At 69.1% G+C, this 24,477-nt stretch carries 22 protein-coding genes and 1 pseudogene; 9 read left to right on the top strand and 14 right to left on the bottom strand.

Features of this window, described 5'->3' with window-relative positions:
• Positions 1-53: 53 nt before the first annotated feature.
• A complete protein-coding gene (locus MRAB57_RS22640) occupies positions 54-971 on the bottom strand; it encodes an LLM class F420-dependent oxidoreductase (protein WP_077089327.1) in 918 nt (305 codons plus the stop codon).
• Positions 972-1,030: 59 nt separating this feature from the next.
• Positions 1,031-1,708, bottom strand: a complete 678-nt coding sequence (locus MRAB57_RS22635; RefSeq protein ID WP_077089326.1) for an SDR family oxidoreductase — start codon at positions 1,706-1,708, stop codon at positions 1,031-1,033.
• Positions 1,709-1,941: 233 nt separating this feature from the next.
• Here MRAB57_RS22635 and modA point away from each other — a divergent pair, with 233 nt between their 5' ends.
• The 6 genes from modA to MRAB57_RS22605 all read left to right on the top strand — a co-directional run bounded on the left by modA (position 1,942) and on the right by MRAB57_RS22605 (position 7,311).
• Entirely contained in the window at positions 1,942-2,727 is a 786-nt protein-coding gene (gene modA / locus MRAB57_RS22630) for a molybdate ABC transporter substrate-binding protein (RefSeq protein WP_077089325.1), read from the top strand.
• Positions 2,728-2,735: 8 nt separating this feature from the next.
• Complete coding sequence (locus MRAB57_RS22625; RefSeq protein WP_077089324.1) at positions 2,736-3,530, top strand: ABC transporter permease; 795 nt, start codon at positions 2,736-2,738, stop codon at positions 3,528-3,530.
• 6 nt (positions 3,531-3,536) lie between these two features.
• Positions 3,537-4,646, top strand: a complete 1,110-nt coding sequence (locus MRAB57_RS22620; protein ID WP_077089323.1) for a sulfate/molybdate ABC transporter ATP-binding protein — start codon at positions 3,537-3,539, stop codon at positions 4,644-4,646.
• Between the two features lie 108 nt (positions 4,647-4,754).
• Positions 4,755-5,792 (top strand): alanine and proline-rich secreted protein Apa, encoded by a 1,038-nt coding sequence (locus MRAB57_RS22615; protein WP_077089322.1) that lies wholly within the window; start codon positions 4,755-4,757, stop codon positions 5,790-5,792.
• Between the two features lie 165 nt (positions 5,793-5,957).
• Entirely contained in the window at positions 5,958-6,233 is a 276-nt protein-coding gene (locus tag MRAB57_RS22610) for a GlsB/YeaQ/YmgE family stress response membrane protein (RefSeq protein WP_342743367.1), read from the top strand.
• A gap of 49 nt (positions 6,234-6,282) precedes the next feature.
• Positions 6,283-7,311: a zinc-binding alcohol dehydrogenase family protein gene (locus MRAB57_RS22605; RefSeq protein ID WP_077089321.1), complete on the top strand. Its 1,029-nt coding sequence runs from the start codon at positions 6,283-6,285 to the stop codon at positions 7,309-7,311.
• Between the two features lie 5 nt (positions 7,312-7,316).
• Here MRAB57_RS22605 and MRAB57_RS22600 read toward each other — a convergent pair whose 3' ends face one another.
• The 4 genes and pseudogenes from MRAB57_RS22600 to MRAB57_RS22585 form a co-directional block, all read right to left on the bottom strand.
• Positions 7,317-8,075, bottom strand: a complete 759-nt coding sequence (locus tag MRAB57_RS22600) for a CPBP family intramembrane glutamic endopeptidase (RefSeq protein ID WP_077089320.1) — start codon at positions 8,073-8,075, stop codon at positions 7,317-7,319.
• A 35-nt stretch (positions 8,076-8,110) separates the two neighbouring features.
• A pseudogene (locus MRAB57_RS22595) lies at positions 8,111-10,482 on the bottom strand (phosphoketolase family protein).
• A gap of 46 nt (positions 10,483-10,528) precedes the next feature.
• On the bottom strand, positions 10,529-11,374 hold the full coding sequence (locus MRAB57_RS22590; protein ID WP_077089319.1) for an SDR family oxidoreductase: 846 nt from the start codon (positions 11,372-11,374) through the stop codon (positions 10,529-10,531).
• A 47-nt stretch (positions 11,375-11,421) separates the two neighbouring features.
• Complete coding sequence (locus MRAB57_RS22585) at positions 11,422-12,333, bottom strand: undecaprenyl-diphosphate phosphatase (RefSeq protein ID WP_077089318.1); 912 nt, start codon at positions 12,331-12,333, stop codon at positions 11,422-11,424.
• Positions 12,334-12,451: 118 nt separating this feature from the next.
• Between MRAB57_RS22585 and MRAB57_RS22580 the strand changes: the two genes are divergently transcribed.
• On the top strand, positions 12,452-13,936 hold the full coding sequence (locus MRAB57_RS22580; protein WP_077089317.1) for an acetyl-CoA acetyltransferase: 1,485 nt from the start codon (positions 12,452-12,454) through the stop codon (positions 13,934-13,936).
• Positions 13,937-14,046: 110 nt separating this feature from the next.
• Complete coding sequence (locus MRAB57_RS22575) at positions 14,047-16,158, top strand: NAD-dependent epimerase/dehydratase family protein (RefSeq protein WP_077089316.1); 2,112 nt, start codon at positions 14,047-14,049, stop codon at positions 16,156-16,158.
• 3 nt (positions 16,159-16,161) lie between these two features.
• Here the strand turns inward: MRAB57_RS22575 and MRAB57_RS22570 are convergent, their stop codons facing one another.
• The 7 genes from MRAB57_RS22570 to MRAB57_RS22535 form a co-directional block, all read right to left on the bottom strand.
• Positions 16,162-17,394 (bottom strand): NAD(P)/FAD-dependent oxidoreductase, encoded by a 1,233-nt coding sequence (locus tag MRAB57_RS22570; protein ID WP_077089315.1) that lies wholly within the window; start codon positions 17,392-17,394, stop codon positions 16,162-16,164.
• Positions 17,395-17,497: 103 nt separating this feature from the next.
• Complete coding sequence (locus tag MRAB57_RS22565; RefSeq protein ID WP_077089314.1) at positions 17,498-17,830, bottom strand: TfoX/Sxy family protein; 333 nt, start codon at positions 17,828-17,830, stop codon at positions 17,498-17,500.
• Between the two features lie 40 nt (positions 17,831-17,870).
• A complete protein-coding gene (locus MRAB57_RS22560; protein ID WP_077090783.1) occupies positions 17,871-18,248 on the bottom strand; it encodes a nitroreductase family deazaflavin-dependent oxidoreductase in 378 nt (125 codons plus the stop codon).
• A gap of 53 nt (positions 18,249-18,301) precedes the next feature.
• Positions 18,302-18,793: a hypothetical protein gene (locus tag MRAB57_RS22555; RefSeq protein ID WP_077089313.1), complete on the bottom strand. Its 492-nt coding sequence runs from the start codon at positions 18,791-18,793 to the stop codon at positions 18,302-18,304.
• Between the two features lie 68 nt (positions 18,794-18,861).
• Positions 18,862-21,177 (bottom strand): endopeptidase La, encoded by a 2,316-nt coding sequence (lon, locus tag MRAB57_RS22550; protein ID WP_077089312.1) that lies wholly within the window; start codon positions 21,175-21,177, stop codon positions 18,862-18,864.
• Between the two features lie 79 nt (positions 21,178-21,256).
• Complete coding sequence (locus tag MRAB57_RS22545) at positions 21,257-22,078, bottom strand: alpha/beta fold hydrolase (protein ID WP_077089311.1); 822 nt, start codon at positions 22,076-22,078, stop codon at positions 21,257-21,259.
• A 230-nt stretch (positions 22,079-22,308) separates the two neighbouring features.
• Positions 22,309-22,860: a CGNR zinc finger domain-containing protein gene (locus MRAB57_RS22535; protein WP_077089310.1), complete on the bottom strand. Its 552-nt coding sequence runs from the start codon at positions 22,858-22,860 to the stop codon at positions 22,309-22,311.
• Between the two features lie 160 nt (positions 22,861-23,020).
• Between MRAB57_RS22535 and MRAB57_RS22530 the strand changes: the two genes are divergently transcribed.
• Entirely contained in the window at positions 23,021-23,227 is a 207-nt protein-coding gene (locus MRAB57_RS22530; RefSeq protein ID WP_077089309.1) for a hypothetical protein, read from the top strand.
• On the opposite strand, the gene MRAB57_RS22525 is transcribed toward MRAB57_RS22530, so the two are convergent.
• Positions 23,224-24,462 carry an alpha-hydroxy acid oxidase gene (locus MRAB57_RS22525; protein ID WP_077090782.1) on the bottom strand — a complete coding sequence of 413 codons (1,239 nt, stop codon included), beginning with the start codon at positions 24,460-24,462 and terminating at the stop codon, positions 23,224-23,226. The two genes, MRAB57_RS22530 and MRAB57_RS22525, sit on opposite strands and share 4 nt — an antisense overlap.
• Positions 24,463-24,477: the final 15 nt, after the last annotated feature.

Here is a 24,477-nt window from a genome sequence, read left to right as displayed (position 1 = left end):
CCAGGTCGCCAGAACGTGATTCACGTCATGCCGGCGCCCGAATGAGGCGTCGGTTACAAACCCACCACGGGCCGCAACGCCTCGCCGGCCGCCGCGACGATGCCCGGCGAATAGAACGGGATGTTGATCACCAAGCTGTCGATCCCCGCGTCGATCACCTTCGTCTTGATCTGATCGGCAACCGAAGCGGCGCTGCCCGCCACCATGCGCTGGGTCATCTCCGCCGGAATCTGGTCTGCCGAGAGGTTCTCGTCGAGGAGCACGGTGATCAGCATGCTGGTCTCCAGCGTGGCCGGGTCGCGGCCGACCTTCTCGCACTGCTCGCGCACCACCGCAATCTTGCGGGGCAGTTCGTCGAACCCGGCGATCACGTTGAAGTGATCGAAATGTCGTGCGGCGAGCGGGATGGTCTTCTTCTCACCGCTGCCGCCGATCATCAGCGGAATGTGGTCGCGGAAGCGGGGATTGGCCATAGCCTCGGTGGCCCGGTAGTAGGTGCCCGAGAACGTCGGTCGCTCGCCCTTGATCATCGGCAGGATGATTTGCAGCGACTCGTCGAGCCGGTTGAACCGGTCGGTGAACGTGCCGAAGTCGTAGCCCAGCTGGTCGTGCTCGAGCTCGAACCAGCCGGTGCCGATGCCCAGGATCGCGCGGCCCTGGCTGATCACGTCCAGGGTGGTGATGATCTTGGCCAGCAGCGTCGGATTGCGATACGTATTGCCGGTCACCAAGGTGCCCAGCTGCACCCGTTGCGTCGCGGTGGCCAACGCGGCCAGCGCGGTGTAGGCCTCCAGCATCGGTTGGTCGGGGTCGCCCAGCATGGGCAGTTGGTAGAAGTGGTCCATCACGAAGACCGAGTCGAAACCGGCCGATTCGGCCTCTTGGGCCTGGGCGATGACGGTGGGGAAGAGCTGCTCCACCCCGGTGCCGTAGGAGAAGTTGGGAATCTGCAGACCGAGTCGAATTGCCACGTGTCCACCGTAGCGATCGGCTCCGAAAGTGAAAGGGCCTCAGCTGATAGCGAAAGCCGTCAGGCGAACTGCGCCAGCGCTCCGTGGCTGACGTGCAGCGTCTGGCCGGTGATGTGGCGGGCCGCCGGGGTGGTCAGGAACAACGACAACCGGGCGACCTCCGCGGCCACCGAAGGCGGCGTGCGCGACAGGCCGTCGTAGCCGGGCTGGGCGCTGCGGCCGCTGGCCACCACGTTGACGGTGATGCCGCGGGTGCCGAAGACAGTGGCCTGTCCGGCTGCCCAATTCGACAGGGCCGCTTTGATGGCCGCGTCGGCCCCGCCGGCGGCCGGGTTCTCGGGCACCACGCTGATGATGGAGCCACCGGAGCTCAAATTGTCACCGACCGCTTGCACCGTCAGCACCGCCGACAGCAGCGTCGCATCGAGGGTGTTACGCCACGCCTTCGCGGTGTCGGCCATCGAATAGGTGCGCGGGTCGCCGGCATCCCAGCTCGGCGCGGGCACGTTGACGATGGTGTCGAGGTGCTGGGGGAACAGGTTGCGAGCGTCGTCGAGGCTGGCCGGGTCGGTGGTGTCGCAGACGATCGCGTCGACGTCCAGCTCCTTGGCGGCGACCTCCAGATCGCTGCGCCGGGCGCCCACCAGGGTCACATTGTGGCCGTCATCGCGAAAACCCTCGGCTACCGTGCGCCCCAGCTCGGTGTCTCCACCGGTAACCAGCACCTCCACTGCCATGACCTCCTCGTGTTCAACCTCGAACCCAGACCCTGGCTTTACCAGCGCTTATGGTGGCGAACCACCGGATCGTTGCCTGGACTCTCAGCGTGTTATGGCGTCGATCAAAACGATGTTACTGGACAGTAGCTCTAAGGGGAAACTAAGGACAGCGCGACGCGCAGACTAATTCATAACTATTTGGCGGTCATGGCGCCCGGTGCGGATCGGCCAGCGCCGCTAGGGTTCCAACCATGCGTCGGATCGGGGTCTTGGCCGGTTTGGGTTCGACAATGCTGATCGCGGGCCTGGTGGCGTGCAGCCCGAAGTCGCCGCCGCCGCCGTCGACGCCGACCACGCACCTCGCTGGGTCGATCGTGGTGTTCGCGGCGGCCTCGCTCAAGCCCGCGTTTACCCAGATCAGCAGCCGATTCAAGAGCGACAACCCCGGCGACGGCGTGGAATTCGACTTCGCCGGCTCCTCGGAGCTGGCCACCCAGCTGACGCAGGGTGCGACGGCCGACGTGTTCGCGTCGGCCGACACCGCGCAGATGGACACCGTCGTCAAGGCGGGCTTGGTGGCGGGGAGCCCGACGAACTTCGCGTCCAACACCTTGGTCATCGTGACCGCGCCGGGCAACCCGAAGAAGGTCGGTTCGTTCGCCGACCTCGCCAAGCCCGGGATCAGCGTGGTGATCTGCCAGCAACCCGTGCCGTGCGGGGCGGCGACGCAGCGCGTCGAGACCAGCACGGGGGTGCGCCTCAACCCGGTCAGTGAGGAGCTCAGCGTGACCGACGCGCTCAACAAGGTGATCACCGGGCAGGCCGACGCCGCGCTGGTCTACGTCACCGACGCGAGGAACGCCGGGAGCAAGGTGGCAACGGTCAACTTTGCGGAGTCCGCCGGGGCGACGAACGTCTATCCGATCGGCGTGCTGAAGAAGGCGCCGTTGCCCGCGGAGGCGCAGAAGTTCGTCACCCTGGTGAATTCGGATGCAGGCCAGCAGATCCTGGCCCAGTCGGGCTTCGCCAAGCCCTGACCCCCGTCGTGCACCGGCCTGCGGACCCGCCTCGTTGGGTGTACATCCCCGCCGCCGCGGGGACCGTCTTCGTGGTGCTGCCACTGGTGGCGATCGCGATCAAGGTCGACTGGCCGAACTTCTGGTCGCTGATCACCAGCACATCGTCCAAGACGGCGCTGCTGCTGAGCCTGAAAACCGCCGCCGCGAGCACCGCGCTGTGCGTGCTGTTCGGCGTGCCGATGGCGTTGGTGCTGGCGCGCAGCACCGGGCGGTTGGTGCGCGTGCTGCGGCCGCTGATCCTGCTGCCGCTGGTGCTGCCGCCGGTGGTGGGTGGCATCGCGCTGCTCTACGCGTTCGGCCGGCTCGGGCTGCTCGGCCAGTATTTGGAGGCCGCGGGCATCAGCATCGCGTTCAGCACGACCGCGGTGGTGCTGGCGCAGACGTTCGTCTCGTTGCCGTTCCTGGTGATCTCGTTGGAGGGCGCCGCCCGGACCGCGGGCGCCGACTATGAATTAGTGGCCGCGACGCTGGGGGCGCGGCCCAGCACGGTGTGGTGGCGCGTCACCCTGCCGCTGCTGCTGCCCGGCATGGTGTCGGGGGCGATCCTGGCCTTCGCACGCTCGCTGGGGGAGTTCGGCGCGACGCTGACGTTCGCCGGCTCGCGGCAGGGTGTGACCCGCACGCTGCCGTTGGAGATCTACCTGCAGCGGGTGACCGATGCCGATGCGGCGGTGGCGTTGTCGATCCTGCTCGTCGTGGTGGCCGCGGTGGTGGTGCTAGGCGTGGGCGCGGGCCGGCTGACCGGAAACGAAGCCAGGTGACCGGCCATGAGTGAACTGCAGCTTCGCGCGGTGGTCGCCGACCGCTCGCTGGACGTGGAGTTCTCGGTGTCCGCGGGCGAGGTGCTCGCGGTGCTGGGGCCCAACGGGGCCGGCAAGTCGACCGCCCTGCATGTCATCGCGGGGCTGGTCCGCCCCGACGAGGGCGTGGTGCGGCTGGGCGATCGGGTGCTCACGGACACGACGGCCGGGGTGGATGTCGCGACGCACGAGCGCCGGGTCGGGCTGCTTTTGCAGGACCCGCTGCTGTTCCCGCACATGAGCGTCGTCGCCAACGTCGCCTTCGGGCCGCACAGCCGCCGCGGGGGGCTGCGTTCCTCGCGGGCCGAGCAGAAGCGGGCGGCGCTGGGCTGGCTGCGCGAGGTGGACGCCGAGCAGTTCGCCGACCGCAAGCCGCGGCAGCTGTCCGGCGGCCAGGCCCAGCGGGTGGCGATCGCGCGGGCGTTGGCCGCCGAGCCCGACGTGCTGCTCCTCGACGAGCCGTTGACCGGCCTCGACGTCACGGCGGCCGCGGCCATCCGCGGCGTGCTGCGCACCGCCGTCAGCCGCAGCGGCTGCGCCGTCATCCTGATCACCCACGACCTGCTCGACGTCTTCACGCTCGCCGATCGGGTGCTAGTTCTCGAGGGCGGGAAGATCGCCGAGATCGGCCCGGTGCCCGACGTGCTGAGCGCGCCACGCAGCCATTTCGGCGCCCGGATCGCCGGGGTCAACCTCGTCAACGGGACGATCGGCCCGAACGGCTCGCTGCGGGCATCGACGGGCATCGACTGGCACGGGAGCGCGGCGCCCGAGCTTGCCGGCGGCGACGCGGCGATCGCGGTGTTCGGGCCGACGGCGGTGGCCGTGTTCCGGGAACGCCCGCACGGCAGCCCCCGCAACTGCGTCGAGTCGACGGTGGCCGAGCTGGACATCCGCGGATCCGCGGTGTTGGTGCGGGGACTCGAGCAACCCGACGGCGCGCCCGGCCTGGCCGCCGAGATCACCGTCGACGCGGCCGCGGAGCTTCAGCTGGCACCCGGTGACCTGGTCTGGTTCGTCGTCAAGGCCGCCGAGGTGGCGCTGTACCCGACGGCCCAGCGACACCCCGGGCGGTGAGCTGCGCAGACGCCGTCGCATCACGTGTTGGCAACAACGGCAAAACCGCATGGCATGTCCCCGCTTGGCTTCCTCGCTTCACGGCCGTAACACGGTAGGTTTGTCGCCATGAGCCAGGTTGACCCGCAATCGACACGCCGCAGGGGGCTGTGGGCGACGCTCGCGATCGCCACGGTGACCAGTGCCAGCGCCGTCACTATTGCCTTGCCAGCAACCGCGACTGCCGACCCCGAGGTCCCGACTCCGGTCCCGCCGAGCACGACGGCCGCGGCGCCGCCGGCGGCCGCACCCGCGTCGCCCGCACCCGCGGCAGCGCCCGCGCCCGGTGTCCCCGCCGCGCCGGGGGCGCCCGTTCCTGCACCACCCGTTGACCCGAACGCGCCGCCTCCGCCGCCGGTCGATCCCAACGCGCCGATTCCGCCGCCGCCCCCGGACCCGAACGCCGGCCGGGTCGGCAACGCCGTCGGCGGCTTCAGCTTCGTCGTGCCGCCCGGCTGGGTGGAGTCCGACGCCACGCACCTCGACTACGGCTCGGAGCTGCTGAGCAAGACGACGGGCCCGCCGCCGCAACCCGGCCAGGCGCCCCCGGTCGCCAACGACACGCGCATCGTGATGGGGCGGCTGGACGCGAAGCTTTACGCCAGCGCCGAGGCGAACGACGCCAAGGCCGCGGTCCGGCTCGGCTCGGACATGGGTGAGTTCTTCATGCCGTATCCCGGCACCCGGATCAACCAGGAGGCGACTCCGCTCACCGGCGCCAACGGAATAACGGGCAGCGGCTCGTTCTACGAGGTCAAGTTCAGTGACGCCTCCAAGCCGAACGGCCAGATCTGGACCGGCGTGGTCAGTGCCCCCGCGAATGCTTCGACCGGCGGTGCGCCGCAGCGCTGGTTCGTGGTCTACCTGGGAACGTCGAACGACCCTGTCGACAGGGGCGCCGCCAAGGCGCTGGCCGAGTCGATCCAGCCGTGGACGGCCCCGCCGGCCGCTCCCGCCCCGCCCGGTGCTCCGCCGGGGGCGCCTGCGCCGGCTCCCGCCCCGGGCGCACCGGCGCCCGCTCCGGACGCGCCGGCCACCGACGGCGCTCCTCCCGCCGCGCCGGCTGCACCCGCTGCACCGACGACGCGGACCCTGCCGACTACCTGACCCGCCCCTGGCAAAGAGCGCGTCGGCAACCGTCGAGAAGTAGGGCCGGCGACGCTTGGAGCCGAATCGTTGCGAGCCCAGCAGCAATTCGGCCACAGGGTTGAGTTAGGCGGCGTTGGGTACCCACTGCGGGTATCGCCCGTCAGTTAATACCCGGAGGAGCCGATCGTGCACATCGTCTGGCTAATCGTTCTCGGCCTCGTCGTCGGCCTGATTGCGCGTCTCATCGTGCCCGGCAAGCAGCCGATGGGCTGGGTCGCCACCGCAGTACTCGGCATCGTCGGCTCGTATGTCGGCGGCACCGTGGGCAGCGTCGTCTTCCCGCCGCACAAATTCGACATTCACCCGCCCATCCAGCACTCGTTCCTGGGCGCATTGGTGGGCGCGGTCCTGCTGCTGCTCATCTACAAGTTCGCCACGTCCCGCACCAAGACGTTGTAACGCGGCGCCCTTGCCCTGACGCCGTTCGGCGGTCCGGCGGCATGATGGGGTGATGGCCCCGGCGGCGACGAAGACGATGCGCGCGTGGCGGGTGCGTCGGCCCGGGCCGATGGACAGCCACCCGCTCGAGCAAGTCAGCGCCGATGTGCCGCGACCCGGCCCGGCGGAGCTGCTAGTGGCCGTGCGCGCATGCGGCGTGTGCCGCACCGACCTTCACGTCACCGAGGGCGACCTGCCCGTGCACCGCGACCGGGTGACACCCGGCCACGAGGTGGTGGGGGAGGTCGTCGAAGTCGGGGCCGACGCGGGCGATGCGTTCCGGGTGGGCGACCGCGTCGGCATCGCGTGGCTGCGGCACACCTGCGGGGTCTGTATCTATTGCCGGCGGGGAGCCGAGAACCTGTGCCCGAAGTCCCGCTACACCGGCTGGGACGCCGACGGCGGCTACGCCGAATTCGCCACGGTGCCAGGGGCATTCGCGCACCACCTGCCGGACGGCTACACCGACAGCGAGCTGGCGCCGCTGCTATGCGCCGGCATCATCGGGTATCGCTCGCTGCTGCGGGCCGAGCTGCCACCCGGCGGGCGGCTGGGCCTCTACGGCTTCGGCGCCAGCGCCCACATCACCGCGCAGGTCGCGCTGGCGCAGGGCGCCGAGGTGCACGTGATGACCCGCGGCGAGCGGGCGCGTGAGCTGGCGATGGAGCTGGGGGCGGCGTCGGCCCAGGGCGCGGCCGATCCGCCGCCCGTGCCGCTGGATGCCGCGATCCTGTTCGCGCCGGTCGGCGACCTGGTGCTGCCCGCGCTCGAGGCGCTGGACCGCGGTGGCACGTTGGCAATCGCCGGGATCCATCTGTCGGACATCCCGACGCTGAATTATCAGCGCCACCTGTTCCAGGAGCGACAGGTCCGATCGGTGACGTCGAACACCCGGGCCGATGCGCGTGAGTTTCTCGAGTTCGCGGGTCGGCATCGCATCGAGGTGACCACGCCGGAATACCCGCTCGGACGAGCGGATCGGGCGCTCGGCGACCTGGCGGCCGGCCGCATCGCAGGCGCCGCGGTGCTATTGGTGTGAGGCCCTCAGGCCGACAGATGCCAGACCAGCGCGGCGGCCAGGGCGCCCAGCCCGTTCAGCGACCAGTGCAGCGCGATCGGCGCGATCAGGCTGCCGCTGCGCCGGCGCAGCCAGCTGAAGACGAATCCCGCTGTGCCGGTGGCCAATACGGCTAGCGTCACACCGGCCAGCATCCCGAAAAACCCACCGCCGAACAGCCGGGTGAAGCCGACGTTGCTGCTCGTCAGGCCCAGCGAGGTGGCGACGTGCCACAGCCCGAACAGCAGCGAACCGGCCAGCGCGACGCCGCGAAAGCCCCACGCGCGGTGCAGCGCGCCGTGCAGCACGCCGCGGAAGGCGAGTTCCTCGGGGATCACGGTCTGCAGCGGGATGATCACCATCGAGGCGATCAGCGCGCCGGAGATGGTGGCGTAGTGGTTGTTCATGAACATCGGCCGGGTCATCGGCAGCAGCACACCGACGGCGATCACCGACGCCACTACGCCCACCGCGGCCAGCGCATAGGCGAGGCCCGACCGCCAGTGCTCGCGGCCCAGGCCCAGGTCGGCCCAATCCAGCCCGTTGGACCGCATCAGGAACACCAGCCCGATGGCGGCCACGGGCACGGTCGCGATGCTGGCCATCGGCGTGGTGAAGTGCGCGATCAGGTTCGTCAGCACCAGCACGGCGACGACAACGCCGAGGTCCAGGTAGATCCGCAGCCGGTGTAGCGCCGACAGCTCGGACACCACCGGATGGATGGCGTCAACGGTTGCGTCGGGCATTCGACCAGCTTACCGGCGCGCCACTGCGGCCCAGGTCACGTCGACTCCCACGTCCAGTTGGCGATCTGCGGGTCGTCCTCGCCGTGCTCGCGGGTGTACCGGCGGGCGCCCAAGCGGGCGTCGACCATCCGCTGGCGCAGCATCGCCGCGCGCGCGGCCAGCCCGTCCACCCAGTCGATCACGTCCATCACCAGGTGGAAGCGGTCCAGGTCGTTGAGCATCACCATGTCGAATGGCGTGGTGGTGGTGCCGCGCTCCTTGAATCCGCGCACGTGGAGGTGCGCGTGGTTGGTGCGGCTGTAGCTGAGCCGGTGGATCAGCCACGGATACCCGTGATAGGCGAAGATGACCGGCTTGTCGCGGGTGAACAGCGCGTCGAACTCCCGGTCGGGCAGCCCGTGCGGGTGTTCGGTATCGGGTTGCAGTCGCATCAGGTCGACCACGTTGACCACCCGCACGGCCAGGTCGGGTAGTTCGCGGCGCAGGATGTCGGCGGCGGCCAGGGTCTCCTGCGTCGGGATGTCACCGGCGCAGGCCAGCACCACGTCGGGTTCGCCGGTGGCGGTGCTGGCCCACTCCCAGATGCCCAGCCCGCGGGTGCAGTGGCAATCGCGGCGTCCATGTCGAGGTAGGCCAGCGCGGGCTGCTTACCGGCGACGATGACGTTGACGTAGTCGCGGCTGCGGTTATCGGCGACCGATAGCAGCGTGTTGCCGTCTGGCGGCAGATAGACCCGCGAGATCTCGGCCCGCTTGTTGGCGACCAGGTCGATGAAGCCGGGGTCCTGGTGCGATGCCCCGTTGTGGTCCTGGCGCCAGACGTGCGAGCTCAGCAGGTAGTTCAGCGAAGCGATCGGCTGCCGCCAGGGCAGCTCGCGGCTGGTGGCCAGCCACTTAGCGTGCTGGTTGAGCATCGAATCGACGATGTGCACGAACGCCTCGTAGCAGTTGAACAGCCCGTGCCGCCCGGTCAGCAGGTAGCCCTCCAGCCAGCCCTGGCACAGGTGCTCGGAGAGCACCTCCATGACCCGGCCGTCGCGCGCCAGCCCGTCGTCGTCGGGCTCGGTCTCCGACATCCAGACCTTGCCGGTCGTCTCGAACACGGCGGACAGCCGGTTGGACGCGGTCTCGTCGGGCCCCATCAGCCGGAAGCGGTCCGGGTTGCGGGTGATGACGTCGCGCAGGAATGTCCCCAGCACCCGGGTGGCCTCGTGGGTCGTCGTGGCCGGGCGCTCGACCGGCACCGCGTAGTCGCGGAAGTCCGGCAGATCCAGCTCGCGCAGCAGCACCCCGCCGTTGGCGTGCGGGTTCGCGCTCATCCGCCGGGTTCCCGTCGGCGCCAGCGCCCGCAGCTCCGCGCGCAGCGCGCCGTGCCCGTCGAACAGCTCGTCGGGCGCATAGCTGCGCAGCCACTCTTCCAGCTGGGCGCGGTGCGCGGGGTTGTCGTGCGTCTCGGCGAGCGGCACCTGATGCGAACGCCAGGTGCCCTCGACCTGCTTGCCGTCGACCACCTTGGGGCCGGTCCAGCCCTTGGGCGTGCGCAGCACGATCATCGGCCACACCGGCCGCTCGGCTGTCGAGCCGTCGCGCGCCGCGCGCTGGATGGCCGCGATGTCGTCGAACGCGTCGTCCAGGGCGGCGGCCAACTCCTGGTGAACGACGGCCGGGTCGTCGCCTGCGACGATGATCGGGCGGTAGCCGTAGCCGCGCAGCAGCGACTCGAGCTCGAGGTGCGGGATGCGGGCCAGCACCGTCGGGTTGGCAATCTTGTAGCCGTTGAGGTGCAGGATCGGCAGCACCGCGCCGTCGACGGCCGGGTTGAGGAACTTGTTGGAATGCCAGCTGGCGGCCAGCGGCCCGGTCTCGGCCTCGCCGTCGCCGATCACGCAGGCGACGACCAGGTCGGGGTTGTCGAAGGCCGCGCCGTAGGCGTGCACCAGGGCGTAGCCGAGCTCGCCGCCCTCGTGGATGGAACCCGGGGTCTGGGCCGCGACATGGCTGGGGATGCCGCCGGGAAAGGAGAACTGGCGGAACAACTTTCGCAGGCCCTCGGTGTTCTCGCCGATGCCGCTGTACACCTCCGTGTAGGTGCCTTCTAGGTAGGCGTTGGCGACCAGGCCGGGGCCGCCGTGCCCGGGTCCGGTGACGTAAATGACGTTGGCGTCGCGGTTGCGGATGATCCGGTTCAGGTGCGCGTAGAGCAGGTTGAGCCCCGGCGTCGTGCCCCAGTGCCCCAACAGCCGGGGTTTGACGTGGTCAGCGCCGAGCGGCTCGGTCAGCAGCGGGTTGTCCAGCAGATAGATCTGCCCGACGGACAGGTAATTGGCGGCGCGCCAATATTTGTCGATCAGGGCGAGTTCGTCGGGGGACAGGATTGCGGGCGCGGAGGTGGACGTTTGCGGGCTCACTCTCTCGATTGTGCGTGCCGCCGGTGAACACCGCCAGGCGCGGAATTCACTCCTCGCCGCGGGCCCGCGCCTCGTAGGCCTTGCGCTTCTCGGCGTCCACGTCGTCGGTAAAGATGTGCTCACCACCCATGACGCGGTTCAGCCCCTCGGAGAGGACGCGCGGCAGGAACTTGCTCGACGCGATCACTGCGCCGGCCGCCTTGGTGACCCGCACTAGCGGCTTCGGCTTGGCAATCAGCTGCGCGATCGCATTGGCAACGTCGGTGGGCTCCGCGTTCCTGAATCCCTTCATACCCTGGGTGCCCGCGATCAGATCGGTGTTCACGAACGTCGGATTTACGAGCGAAAACTTCACGCCGGCCTTGCGGTATTCGAGCCTGGCAGTGTCGGTAAACCCGATCACCGCGTGCTTACTGGCGCAATAGGTGGCCGCGCCGGGGACGTGTCCCTCACCGGCCAGCGACGCGACGTTGACGACGTGTCCCTTGCCGCGGGGGACCATGCGCTCGATCGCCAGCTTGGTGCCCAGGATCACGCCGTAGACGTTGATGTCGAGCACGCGCCGGGTGACGGCGTCGGGTTCGTCGATGATCAGGCCGAGCGGCATGATGCCCGCGTTGTTGACCAGGACGTCGATGGGACCGAGCTGGCGTTCGACGTCGTCGAGGAATTCGGCGAACGAGTGTGGGTCGGAGACGTCGAGCTTGCCGTAAACGTCAAGGCCCAGTGCGGTTCCCGATTCCTTGACCTTGACCTCGTCGATGTCGCCGATCGCGACCTTGGCGCCCAGATTGTGCAGCGCGGTCGCGGTGGCGAGCCCGATGCCGCGGGCACCGCCCGTGATCACGATGACCTTGTCGCGAAGCTTCAGTCCAACTGCCGTGTCTGCCATCTGATAAGCACAGCACTCGGCTTCCGGCCGTGCAACGAGCCCGTGCCCTAGCGCAGGGTGAGCCAGGCCAGGCTGCCCGCCCCGGCGATCGCGCAGTAGACGGCGAACGGCGTCAGGGTGCGGGTCTCGAAGTACCGGGTGAGGAAGCGCACCGCGAGGTAGGCGCAGACGAAGGACGCGACGCTGCCCGCCAGTACCTGGCCGCCGATCCCGCTGCCCAGCGGCCCGAACAGGTCCGGGATCTTGTACACCCCGGCGGCCAGGATGATCGGCGTCGCCAGCAGGAACGAGAAGCGGGCGGCATCCTCGTGCGACAGGCCGCGCCACAGGCCGGCCACGATCGTGATGCCCGAGCGGCTGATGCCGGGCAGCAGCGCCAGGATCTGTGCGGCGCCGATCACCACACCGCGCCCGATGGGCAGCTGGGCCAGCCGGTCGTCGACGGCCTGACCGGTGTGCTCGGCCGGGCCACCGACCGGCGCGAGCTGCTGGGCGGCGGCGCGACGGCGCAGCACCTCACCCGCGTACAGCGCAATTCCGTTGAGCAGCAAGAAGATCGCCGCCGGGATCGGCTTGCCCAGCGTGGTGCGGAACAGCTTTTCCAGGAACAACCCCGCCAGGCCCACCGGAATGGTGCCGGCCACCAGCAGCCACGCCAGCCGCTCGTTGGCCGTCTGGATCCGGCGATAACGCACCGAGGAGGCGATCCCGCCGAGGACCCGCAACCAATCCCGCCAGAAGAACACCAGCAGGGCGGCCGCGGTGGCGACGTGGAGCCCGACAATGAACGCGAGATAGGGCGACTTCGGCGCGGAGACGTTGAGATCCTGCGCCCACTGCCCGCCGACCAGGGCGGGCACCAGGATGGCGTGCCCCAGGCTGGACACCGGGAACAGTTCGGTGACGCCCTGGGCGGCGCCGACGATGACGGCCTCGAGGTAGCTCAAATGTGCGGTCATCCGTCGAAAGTCTCCGTCCCTCTTGAAACATCGCCGAGCGTGACACTAGCGGCACACTCGCGGCACCCAACGCGACGCTCTCGTCGCGTTGGGTGGCACGGACGCTAAGTTCGTTCCTATGCCGCTGGACCCCAGGACGCCGGTGCTGATCGGCTTCGGCCAGGTCAACCACCGAGACGAGATCGACCCGGAAACGCGATCCGTGGAGCCGGTCGACCTCATGGTCGCCGCCGCACGCCAGGCCGCCGATTCCAAGGTGTTCGAGGCGGTCGACTCCGTCCGGATCGTCAACGTCCTCTCGGCGCACTACCGCGACCCTGGGCTGCTGCTCGGCCAGCGGCTGGGCTGCTCCGACTTCGGCACGCTGTACAGCCCGGTCGGCGGTAACGTGCCGCAGTCGCTGCTCAACCAGGCGTGCCTGGACATTCAGCGGGGCCGCGCCGGCGTCGTGCTGCTGGCCGGCGCCGAGACCTGGCGGACCAGGACCGGCCTCAAAAAGCTGGGCGCCAGGCTGCAGTGGACCCAGCAGGACGACTCCGTCTCGATGGCCGAGGTCAGCGGCGAGGACGTGCCGATGGCCGGCGACGCGGAGATCAAGATCAAGCTGGACCGGCCCGCGTTCATCTACCCGCTGTTCGAGCACTCGCTTCGGCTGGCCCGCGGCGAGTCGATCGACGAGCACCGCACGCGGATCAGCGAGCTGTGGTCGCGGTTCAACGCCGTTGCCGTCGACAACCCGAACGCCTGGATCCGCAAACCGGTCGGCGCCGAGGAAATCGCGCAGACCGGCCCGCAGAACCGGATGATCAGCTGGCCCTACACCAAGCTGATGAACTCCAACAACATGGTCGACCAGGGCGCCGCGCTGATCGTGGCCTCCGTCGAGCAGGCACAACGCCTCAACATCCCCGCCGACCGCTGGGTGTTTCCGCACGCGGGGACCGACTCCCACGACACGTCCGCGATCGCCGAGCGCGACGAGCTGCACCGCTCGCCGGCCATCCGGATCGGCGGCGCGCGGGCGCTGGAGCTGGCCGGCCTCGGCATCGACGACGTCGACTATGTCGACCTGTACTCGTGCTTCCCGGTGGCCGTGCAGGCGGCGGCGGCCGAACTCGGGTTGGCGGTCGACGATGCCGCCCGGCCGTTGACCGTCACCGGCGGGCTCACCTTCGCGGGCGGGCCGTGGAGCAACTACGTCATGCACTCCATCGCCACGACGGCCGAACTGCTGGTGGCCAACCCCGGGCGGCGCGCGCTCGTCACCGCCAACGGCGGCTACCTGACCAAGCACAGCTTCGGCGTGTACGGTACCGAGCCGCCGACCGAATTCCGTTGGGAGAACGTGCAACCGGCCGTCGACCGCGAGCCGACCCGAAAGGGATTGGTCGACTGGGAAGGCGTCGGAACCGTCGAGGCATGGACGACGCCGTTCGACCGTGACGGTCGGCCGGAGAAGGCCTTTGTCGCCGTGCGCACGCCCGACGGGGCCCGCGCATTGGCGGTGATCGCCGATCCCGCCTCGGCCGAGGCGACGGTCATTGAGGACATCGGCGGCGCCAAGGTTGCCGTCGCCGCGGACGGCAGTGCCACTCTGCGCTAGCCAGTCATCAGAATCAGCCCAGATCAAACGATCGCTGGGGGGCTAGCGGTCGCGCAGTTGATACGGGCTTGCCTATTGTCGAAGATGGACGTTGGGGGAGGTGAGCCGCCGTGCACATCTTGGTTACTGACGCCACCGGCACCGTCGGGCGGCTGGTCGTACGGCAGTTGGTCGCTGCCGGGCACACGGTCAGCGGCATCGCCGATCGCCCCCACGCCTGCCTGGACGCCGCCGCCGACCTGGTGTGCGCGCCGCTGAGCGACCCGATCCTGCAGCACCTGGCCGACGAGGCCGACGCGGTGATCCACCTCGCCCCGGTGGATCCGAGCGCGCCGGGCAGCGCCGACATCCACGGTGTCGCCCGCGTGACGCACGCCGCCGGCCGCGCCGGCGCCCGCCTGCTGTTCGTCTCCCAGGCCGCTGGCCTGCCCGACATCTATCACCCGGCCGAGGACCTGGTGTCCACGAGCTGGGGCCCGAGCCTGATCATCCGGATCGCGCCGCCGGTCGGCCGGCAGCTCGACTGGATGGTGTGCCGCACGCTGGCAACGCTGGTGCGCGCCAAGGTCTCCGAGCAACCGATTCGCGTGCTGCACCTCGACGACCTGGCGCGCTTCCTCGTTCGGGCGCTCGACACCGACCGCACCGGGGTGGTGGATCTCGCCACCCCGGACACCATCAACGTGATCACCGCGTGGCGGCTGCTGCGCTCCGTGACCCCGCGGTCCCGCCTGCATCGCATCCCCGACTGGACGCACCCGTTCCCCGAGCTGGATCCCACCGCCGCACAAGAGGATTGGGCCTTCGATTTCGGCTGGAAGGCCATCGAGGCGGTGACCGACACCGCGCGGGGGCTCGTCGGACGCCGGGCCGGGCCTGCCGGCGCGACCGACCACGGCGGACAGCTGCCCATCCCGGTCGAGGCGCCGCCACGGTTGACGTCGTCATCGGAGTTGCGCAGCGCGGCACCCGAGGGCATGGAAGGCGAGTTCGACGACCGCATCGACCCGCGGTTCCCCGTGTTCAGCGCGACCAGCCTGGCCGAGGCGCTGCCCGGGCCGTTGACCCCGATCACGCTGGACGTTCAGCTGAGCGGGTTGCGCACGGCCAACCAGGCGATGGGCCAGGTGCTGGCGTTGGGCGGCGTCGTCGGTGAGGAGTGGGGGAGCAGGGCCATCGCGACCTTCGGCCACCGGCCCTACGTCGGGGTGTCAAGCAACGTCGTCGCCGCCACCCAGCTACCGGGTTGGGACGAAAAAGCCATCGTGCAAACGGCTTTGGTGGGACAGCCACAAGTCGGAGACCTGTTGCCGTTCGGTCAGCCGCGATTGGCCGAGGGACCGTTGCGGCCGGCGGCCAAGGCGGTGGTGGTCGCGCGGTCCATCGCCCTGTTGCGGCATCTGCGGGCCAACACGCGCGCCTACAACGCGGCGGCGCTCGCCGAGCACGCGGATACCGAACAACTGAGCCTGCTGTCCGACGCCAGCCTGGGCGTGCGGATCCGGTTGCTGCGGGACCGGATTCACCAAGGCTGGATCCTCACGGCGCTGTGGCTGATCGACACCGGCATCACCGCCGCGGCGCTGCAGCCCACCGGCGCCGGGTCCAGGGTTCCCGGCGTCGGGATGATCATGGACAGCGATTATGTGAAGGACGAAATCCGCGACCTCGCAATGGCTTTGCGTAACGACCCAACGCTGGCCGCGCTGGCCGCCGAAGGCAACCTCGCGAGCATCCATGCTTTGTCACCCAAAGCCGCCCGCATGCTCGACGCCGCGATCGCCCGCGTCGGTCACCGCGGGCCCGGGGCCGGCGAGCTGGCCAGCCCGACCTACGCCGACAACCCGAGGATGCTGCTGGCGGCCGCCGCCGAGGCCGCCGCCGCGCCTGCCGAACCGACGCCGCCGCCGACACTGGCGCAGCGCATTGCCACCAACGCCAGGGTGTCCCGCGAGCTGGCCCACGACACCACCCTGCGATTCACTCATGAGCTTCGAATGACGTTGCGCGAGCTCGGTTCCCGATGGGTCGCGGCGGATCTGGTCGACGCCGTCGACGACGCGCACTACCTGACCTGCGACGAGCTGGTCACGATTCCCGCCGACGCGCGATTGCGGATCAAACGCCGGCGCGCCGAGCGGGATCGCCTGCAGGCGCACCACCCGCCCGAGGTCATCGACCACGCGTGGATACCGGTCGCCCGGGACGACGCCACCGACTAGCGGTCAGCCCACCAGGTCTCCCAGCGGCGAGTGCGGGTCGGCGAGCTTGTCGGGATCGACCGGCGACTGCGACTTGATCAACGCCTTGACATCGTCGAGCACGTCCCAGATGTTGACGTTCATCCCGGCGAGCACGCGATTCGCGTCGTCGAGCCAGAACGCCACGAATTCGCGGCCTGCGACGTCGCCGCGAAAGACCACCCGGTCGAAGCGGGGCGCGTGGCCGACATACTCCATGCCCAGGTCGTACTGATCGGTGAAAAAGTACGGCAGCTCGGCGTATTCGGCTGGCTCACCGAGCATTCCGTCCACGGCCACCGCCGGCTGCTTGAGCGCGTTGGCCCAGTGTTCGGTGCGGATGCGCTCGCCGAACAGCGGGTGCTCTGCGGCGGCGATGTCGCCGACCGCGTAGATGTCGGCGTCGCTGGTGCGCAGCGAACTGTCGACCAGCACCCCGCCGTCGCCCATCGACAGCCCGGCCCGCTCGGCGAGTTCGACGTTCGGCCTGGCACCCACGGCCACCAGCACCGCGTCGGCATCGACCGTCGAGCCGTCGCCCAATCGCAAGCCGGTGGCGGCCCCGCCGGCGACCGTGATCTCGTCGACCTTCGCCTCCAGCCGCAGATCGACGCCGTGATCGCGGTGCAGGGTGGCGAAGACTTCACCGACCGTCTCGCCCAGCGCCGCCGCCAACGGCTGCTTGGCCGCCTCGACGACGGTCACATTGACACCGCGCTGACGGGCGGCGGCCGTCACCTCGAGACCGATCCACCCGGCGCCCACGACGGCCAGCGAGGACCCTTCCTTCAGAACGGAATTCAGTGCGGCCGCGTCGTCGTAGCTGCGGAGATAGTGCACTCCTTTCGCGTCGGAGCCGGGTATCGGTGGGCGTCGCGAGGCCGAGCCCGTCGCGAGCAGCAGCTTGTCGTAGGCCACCGTGGTGCCATCGGCCAGGGCGACGGTGCGATTGCCCGCGTCCAGCGCCGCGACCCGGCATTCGAGCCGCACGTCGATGTTGTGGTCGTTGTACCACTGGGAGTTCTGCACGGTGAAGTCGGTCAGTGACTTCTTGCCCGCCAGGTACTCCTTGGAGAGCGGGGGCCGCTCGTAGGGCAGATGATCCTCGTCGGCGAACAGCACGACCTTACCATCAAAGCCCTTGTCGCGTAACGCTTCTGCCGCCTTAGCCCCGGCGAGTCCGCCGCCGACGATGACGAATGTGGGTGAGCCGGCCATGATCGCTGCTCCGTTCCTCGGTGACGGTGTCAGCCTACTCGCGCGGGCTCATCCCCTTTAGTCGTTGATCGGTACCCCAGCCGCGTACCGGCAAACGTGCCGGCTATTTCGGCGGCAGGGTCTGGACGTACCCCACGCCGTGGGCAATCCAACTCTCAAGCTGGCGTTTGGTTTTCACGCCCGCGGCATCGACGCGCAGCCAGCCCCGGGTCTCGCGGCCGGCCATCACCATCGGGCTGGCATGCGCGCGCTCGAGCAGCTTCGCGGTGTCGTCTGGCGGCACCCGCACCATCAGTCCGCCCTTGCTGCTGACCGCGACGGCCATGTGGCCGCCGAGCAGGAACGCGAGCCCGCCGAACATCGGCTTCTCGTCCACGCCGGGCTGGCGGGCGAGCAATTCGCGCACCCGGTTGGCCAGGTCTTCGTCGTAGGCCATGCGCCGACACTAGCGCCGACGGGCGACAGCCCGGTCGACCTCAGTCCAGGTCGACGCGGATGGTCAGCAGGTCGCTGCCCATCAGCCGCACGACCGCGCTGTTGAGCTTCGGAAGATTGCCCAGCCGCGCCACGGCGTCGTCGTCGGGCATCAGGTGAGCGGTGCCGTTGCGCCACCCGCCGCCGAGGCGCACCCGAACGGATGGGTTGGCCTTGATGTTGCGGACGTAATCCGAGTGGTCACCGTGTTCGGAGACCATCCAGAACTTGTCGTCCACGACGCGACCGCCGACCGGGGTGCGTCGCGGCTGCCCGCTCTTGCGGCCCGTCGTTTCCAGCATGGTCACCGGCAATTGCCGGCCCACCGGGTTGACCACCAGCCGTTGAACTCGATGCACTACGTCCCGTTTGAGGCTCACGCCCTCATTCAACGCCACGGGCCACGCCTATGTCACGGGCGTGCAGCCGCCAATTAGGCCGGTCTCGGCGCGGGGACGCCGACGGCACGCAACACCCACTCGCGCGGGACGTCGAACTCCAGCGAGCGCCGGGGAATCGTGGTCAGCACCGCCTCGGGGATCGCGGTCTTGTAGTGCAGCGACAGCTGCCCGGAGAACGCGGGATCGACCTGTCCGACATCGACGTTGAGCGCAAGACCGTCCAGCGTGAGCTCCGCTTTCACCGGACCCTGCTGCGGCGCATCCCAGCGCTGGTCGATGGCCCGCCCGGCGAGCTTGGGCACCGTCGACAACGTGCCGAGAACCCGCTGGGAAGTCAGCACCAGCGAGCCGGCATAACTGCGAATGTTGTTTCCTTTGGTGACGAAACCCGGCACCGAGCCGCCGAACCGGAAGGTGACCGGAACGAACTCGACGAGATGGAGGACCCCCTCCGCCTCAACCTCGGCCCGCATGTCGGCGGGAAGATTGCCAATGCCGAGCAATCTGCGCAGTATCACGGCCATCTGCGCACCTTAGCGGCTTGGGCCGGGATCGCGGAGCGTTTGCTACGCAATCCCGGCCCACGCTCGAATCAGGCAGCGACCGTCGCGGCCTCCGCCACCGGTTCTAGCGCCTGCGCGACGATGTCGGCGACGTCGGTCATCGGCTTGACCGTCAGCGCGTCGAGGACCTCGGCAGGCACGTCGTCCAGGTCCGGCTCGTTGCGGACCGGGATGAAAACCGTCGAGAGCCCGGCACGTTGGGCCGCCAGCAGCTTCTGCTTGACGCCGCCGATCGGCAGCACCCGGCCGTTCAGCGTGACCTCACCGGTCATGCCGACGTCCGAGCGGACCTGGCGTCCGGTGGCCATCGACACCAGGGCGGTGACCATCGTGACGCCGGCCGACGGGCCGTCCTTGGGCACCGCACCGGCGGGCACGTGCACGTGAATGCGGCGGTCCAGCGCCTTGGGATCGACGCCCAGCTCCGCGGCGTGCGAGCGCACGTAGGACAGCGCGATCTGTGCCGACTCCTTCATCACGTCACCGAGCTGACCGGTCAACTGCAGACCCGGCTCGCCGTCGGTGGCTCCGGCCTCGATGTAGAGCACGTCGCCGCCCAGGCCCGTCACGGCCAGGCCGGTGGCCACCCCGGGCACCGCGGTGCGTTCGGCCGATTCCGGCGTAAACCGCGGCCGGCCAAGGTAATCCACCAAATCGGGCTCGTCGATGGTCATCGGCTCGTCGGCGATCTTCGTCGTCACCTTCCGCAGCGCCTTGGCCAGCAGCCGCTCGAACTGCCGCACCCCCGGCTCGCGGGTGTAGTCGGCGGCGATCTTGCGCAGCGCCGCGTCGGTGATCGTCACCTCGTCGTCGTTCAGCGCTGCCCGGTCCCGCTGCCGGGGCAGCAGGTAATCGCGGGCGATGGCCACCTTGTCGTCCTCGGTGTAGCCGTCGATCGACACCAGCTCCATGCGGTCCAGCAGCGCCGACGGGATGTTCTCGATCACGTTGGCGGTGGCCAGGAACACCACGTCGGACAGGTCCAGGTCCAGATCCAGGTAGTGGTCGCGGAACGTGTGGTTCTGCGCCGGGTCCAGCACCTCGAGCAGCGCCGCGCTCGGGTCGCCGCGATAGTCGGAACCGACCTTGTCGATTTCATCCAGCAGCACAACGGGATTCATCGACCCCGCCTCGCCGATGGCACGCACAAGGCGGCCCGGCAGGGCGCCCACGTAGGTGCGCCGGTGCCCGCGGATCTCGGCCTCGTCCCGCACGCCGCCCAGGGCGACGCGAACGAACTTGCGGCCCAAGGCGCGGGCCACGCTCTCGCCCAGCGACGTCTTGCCGACCCCGGGGGGACCGGCCAGCACCATCACTGCGCCCGAGCCGCGCCCACCGACGACCTGCAGCCCGCGCTGCGCGCGCCGGGTGCGCACGGCCAGGTACTCGACGATGCGGTCCTTGACGTCGTCCAGCCCGTGGTGGTCGGCGTCCAGGATGCCGCGCGCCGCAGCGAGATCCGTCGAGTCCTCGGTGCGGACGTTCCACGGCAGGTCCAGCACGGTGTCCAGCCAGGTGCGAATCCAGCCGCTCTCCGGGCTTTGGTCGCTGGAGCGTTCCAGCTTGCCGACCTCGCGCAGCGCAGCCTCCCGGACGTTGTCGGGCAACTCGGCGGCCTCGACCCGAGCCCGGTAGTCGTCGGACCCGTCGGGTTCGCCCTCGCCCAGCTCCTTGCGGATGGCCGCGAGCTGCTGGCGCAGCAGGAATTCCTTCTGCGTCTTTTCCATGCCCTCGCGGACGTCCTCGGCGATCTTGTCGTTGACCTCGACCTCGGCCAGGTGTTCGCCCGTCCAGTCGATCAGCACGCGCAGCCGCCCGGCCACGTCGGTGGTCTCCAGCAGCTGACGCTTCTGCACGTCGGTCAGGTACGACGCGTACCCGGAGGTATCGGCCAGCGCCGACGGGTCGGTCAGGCTGTTGACGTAGTCGACGATCTGCCAGGCCTCACGCCGCTGCAGCATGGCCAGCAGCAGCTTCTTGTACTCCGCGGTGAGCGCCTTGATTTCCTCGGTCGTCTCCGCGTCCGGGACCTCGGTCACCTCGACCCAGAGCGCGGCTCCGGGCCCGGAGGCACCCGTCCCGATCTGTGCCCGGCGCTCGCCTCGCACCACCGCGGCGGTGCCGCCGCCGGGCATCCGGCCGACCTGCAGGATCTTCGCGATCACGCCGTGCGACGGGTAGCGGTCATCCAGCCGAGGCGCGATGAGCAATTCGCCGCTGTCGCTGGCGCGAGCGGCGTCGATCGCGGCTTGAGCTGCGTCGTCCAACGCGATCGGGACGACCATTCCAGGCAGGACGATGGAGTCGGTAACGAACAGCACCGGCACCGATTTGGCTTCAGACATTTTCTTCTCCCAAAGGTTTAGTCTGATGCGCTCAACCTTGATCGGTTCCAGTTTGTTCCCGGGCTGGGCCGCCGAGAACTCAGCGACCGGCCCGCGCCCACCAGTCGGTGACCAGCGCGGCGTATTCGGCCGGCTTTTCCTCCCAGCAGAAGTGACCGGCCCCCGCAATCAAGTCGACGCGGCTGTTCGGGAGGCGCTGCTGCAGGAATTCGGCGTTAACCGGCGGCACCACCTGGTCGTCGGCGCCGGCGACGATGCGGACCGGCACGTGGATCCGGGGGAGCAGGTCGGCCAGCTGCGGCAGGTACTCGTTGTAACTCTGCGCATACGGGATCGTCCTCGCGAATTTGTCGCCTTCGTAGCCGGACATGTAGTCCTCGCGGATCTCCTCGGACGGAACGTATCCCGCGATGGTGCCCAGCGCGATCTCGACGATGTTGCGCCCGCCGAACTGCCGGTATGGCTCCAGGTCGGTGGCCTCGACCCAGTCCTTCAGCACGCCCGTCACCTGAATCGGCACCGCGGCGCCACCACTGCCGACGACGACGCTGCGAAACCGGTCCGGCTGGGACGCGGCGGCGAACAACGACGACGAGGTGCCGATGTCGGGCCCGACGAGATGCGGGTTGTCCAACCCGAAGGTGTCGGCGATGCGAATGATGAACTCGCCCATTGCCTTCGGGTTCATCAGCGATTCTCGATAGTCCGACTTGCCGAACCCGGGTGGGTCGATGGCCATTAGATGCGTGTTGGCTCCCAAGGCCTCCCAACTGGGCGCGAAGGCGTACACGCTTTCCGGCCACGGGCTCATCAGGATGGCGGACTGGTCGCCGTGGCCGCCCTCGGCGTAGCGGACCGACAGCCCGTCGATGGTGGTGAATTGCGGAACAAGAGAACTCATGGCAGCTCCTGACCTCGGTTTCAGTCAATAATGTGCCGGTACGACGGGTCCAACCCATCCGCAAACGGACCGAGTCCCCACAGAATCCGCCGCGGCGTCAGCCGGCCAGCGCGCCTGCGTGCTGCACACCATCCGCCTGCTCTCGACGGGCGAGTCCGCCACGCACACCGCGGGCGCGTTGGGCTACGACACCCCGGCGGCATTTTCGGAGCACAAGTGAATTCAGTGCTTCAGCGCGCCGAAGCGCGCTGCCGGGCCCGGAAGGCCTGCACCTTGGCCTGGTTGCCGCAGGTGCCCATCCCGCACCAATGGCGGTTGCGCCCGCGCGACGAGTCGACATACAGCCGGGTGCACCCGTCGTGCGCGCAGCGTTTGACGTTGTCGATGTCGGTCCCGGCAAGCAGGTCAAGCAGATCCGCGGCCAGGGTCGCCGGCAACTGCGCCGCGGTGCCTTCGCGGCGGGTGGCACCCGAGCGCAGCAGGCGGGGAGTGATGCGCGGTTGTGCGGCCCACTCGTTGACCAGCGCCACGTCGGCGACCGGTGGGCGGCGCCCTTCGAGGCGGGCGATCACGATCCGGTAGGCGGCCTCACGCACGGACAGTGCAGCAGCCAGGTCGCCGTCGGCCACGTCGACCGCGGCACCCACCAGGCCGGCCTGAATCGCCCACTCCGACAAGCACTCGGGGCCCGTCAGCAGTTCCTCGGCCCCAGCACCGCCGCGGTACTTCAACGTGCCCATGAAGTCCAGGCATGGGCGCCCGCTGACATACGTGAAGGCCATGTAACCACCTTGACAGGTTTCACGATGCCATGCAAGATGTAACTAGCTAGGTCGGTTACTCAACCCGGGAGCGGACTCGACAGAACGTGGAAAGCGTCTCGACCGTCTAACCCGAGTAAAGGACCGCCTTATCTCGTAAAGAGGTGAAAGGAGCCTCGAAATGATCACGAAACTGGTTGCCGGCACGGCGATTGTCCTGGGCTTGTCGATGTTCGGCGCAGCGCCGGCCAACGCCGACCCGAGTCAGTCCGACCCCAACCCGAACCCGTTCGCCGGTCTCACCTGCAACTGCCAGCCGCAAGGCCCATTCGTGGGACCGGACTTCGCGGAGATGGAACGGGGGATGCAGGCGGCCCTGGCCCGCTAACCGCTGATCGGGCCCAGCCGCCGCAGCTGGGTCACGTGCTGCGGCGTGAGCTCCTCGAGGCAGGTCACACCGAGTAGTCGCATGGTCCGGGTCACCCCGCTGTGCAGGATGTCGATCGCTCGTTCGACGCCCGCCTCGCCGCCGGCCATCAGCCCGTAGAGGTAGGCGCGCCCGACGAGCGTAAAGCGCGCGCCGAGCGCGATGGCCGCGACGATGTCGGCGCCCGACATGATCCCGGTGTCCACCAGGATCTCGGTGTGCTTGCCCAACTCGCGCGACACCACGGGCAGCAGGTGGAACGGCACCGGGGCCCGATCCAGTTGGCGCCCACCGTGATTGGACAACACGACGCCGTCGACGCCGCAATCGACGACGGCCCTGGCGTCCTCGAGCGTCTGGATGCCCTTCACGACGAGCTTGCCCGGCCACTGCGCCTTGATCCACTCGAGGTCGTCGAACGTCAGACTGGGGTCGAACATGGTGCTCAGGTACTCCGCGACGGTGCCGGGCCAGCGATCCAGCGACGCGAAGGCCAGCGGCTCGGTGGTCAACAGGTCGAACCACCATTTCGGGTGCGGCACCACGTCGAAGACGGTGCGCAGCGTCAGCGTCGGCGGGATCGTCATCCCGTTGCGGTTGTCGCGCAGGCGCGCCCCCGAGACGGGGACGTCGACGGTGGCCAGCAGCGTGTCGAAGCCCGCAGCGGCGGCGCGCTGCACCAGAGCCATCGAGCGCTCCCGATCCCGCCACATGTACAGCTGAAACCACTTCCTGCCCTGCGGAACTGCGGTCACCAGGTCTTCGATCGCGCAGGTGCCCAGGGTCGACAACGAGAACGGGATTCCCGCGCGCGCGGCCGCGGCCGCCCCCGCGATCTCGCCCTCGGTATGCATCAACCGGGTGAATCCCGTTGGCGCGATGCCGAACGGCGAGACGACCGGCTGGCCCAGGACGTTCCACCCGGTGGCCACGTTGGTGACGTCGCGCAGGATCGTCGGATGAAACTCGATGTCGCGGAAGGCTTGTCGCGCGCGCTGCAGCGACAGCTCGTCCTCGGCGGCGCCGTCGGTGTAGTCGAACGCGGCCTTGGGGGTGCGGCGTTTGGCGATGCGCCGCAGGTCCTCGATCGTGAATGCCGCATCGAGGCGGCGCTTGGTCGCATTCAACTGCGGCCGCTTGAACTGCATCAGCGGCGCCAGGTCGCGGGCTTTGGGCATGCGTCGCTTGACGGCCATGTATGCCACCGTAGT

It is taken from the genome of Mycobacterium rhizamassiliense (genome assembly GCF_900157375.1).
Taxonomy (GTDB): domain Bacteria; phylum Actinomycetota; class Actinomycetes; order Mycobacteriales; family Mycobacteriaceae; genus Mycobacterium; species Mycobacterium rhizamassiliense.
This window is presented reverse-complemented; position numbering and strand designations above follow the sequence as displayed.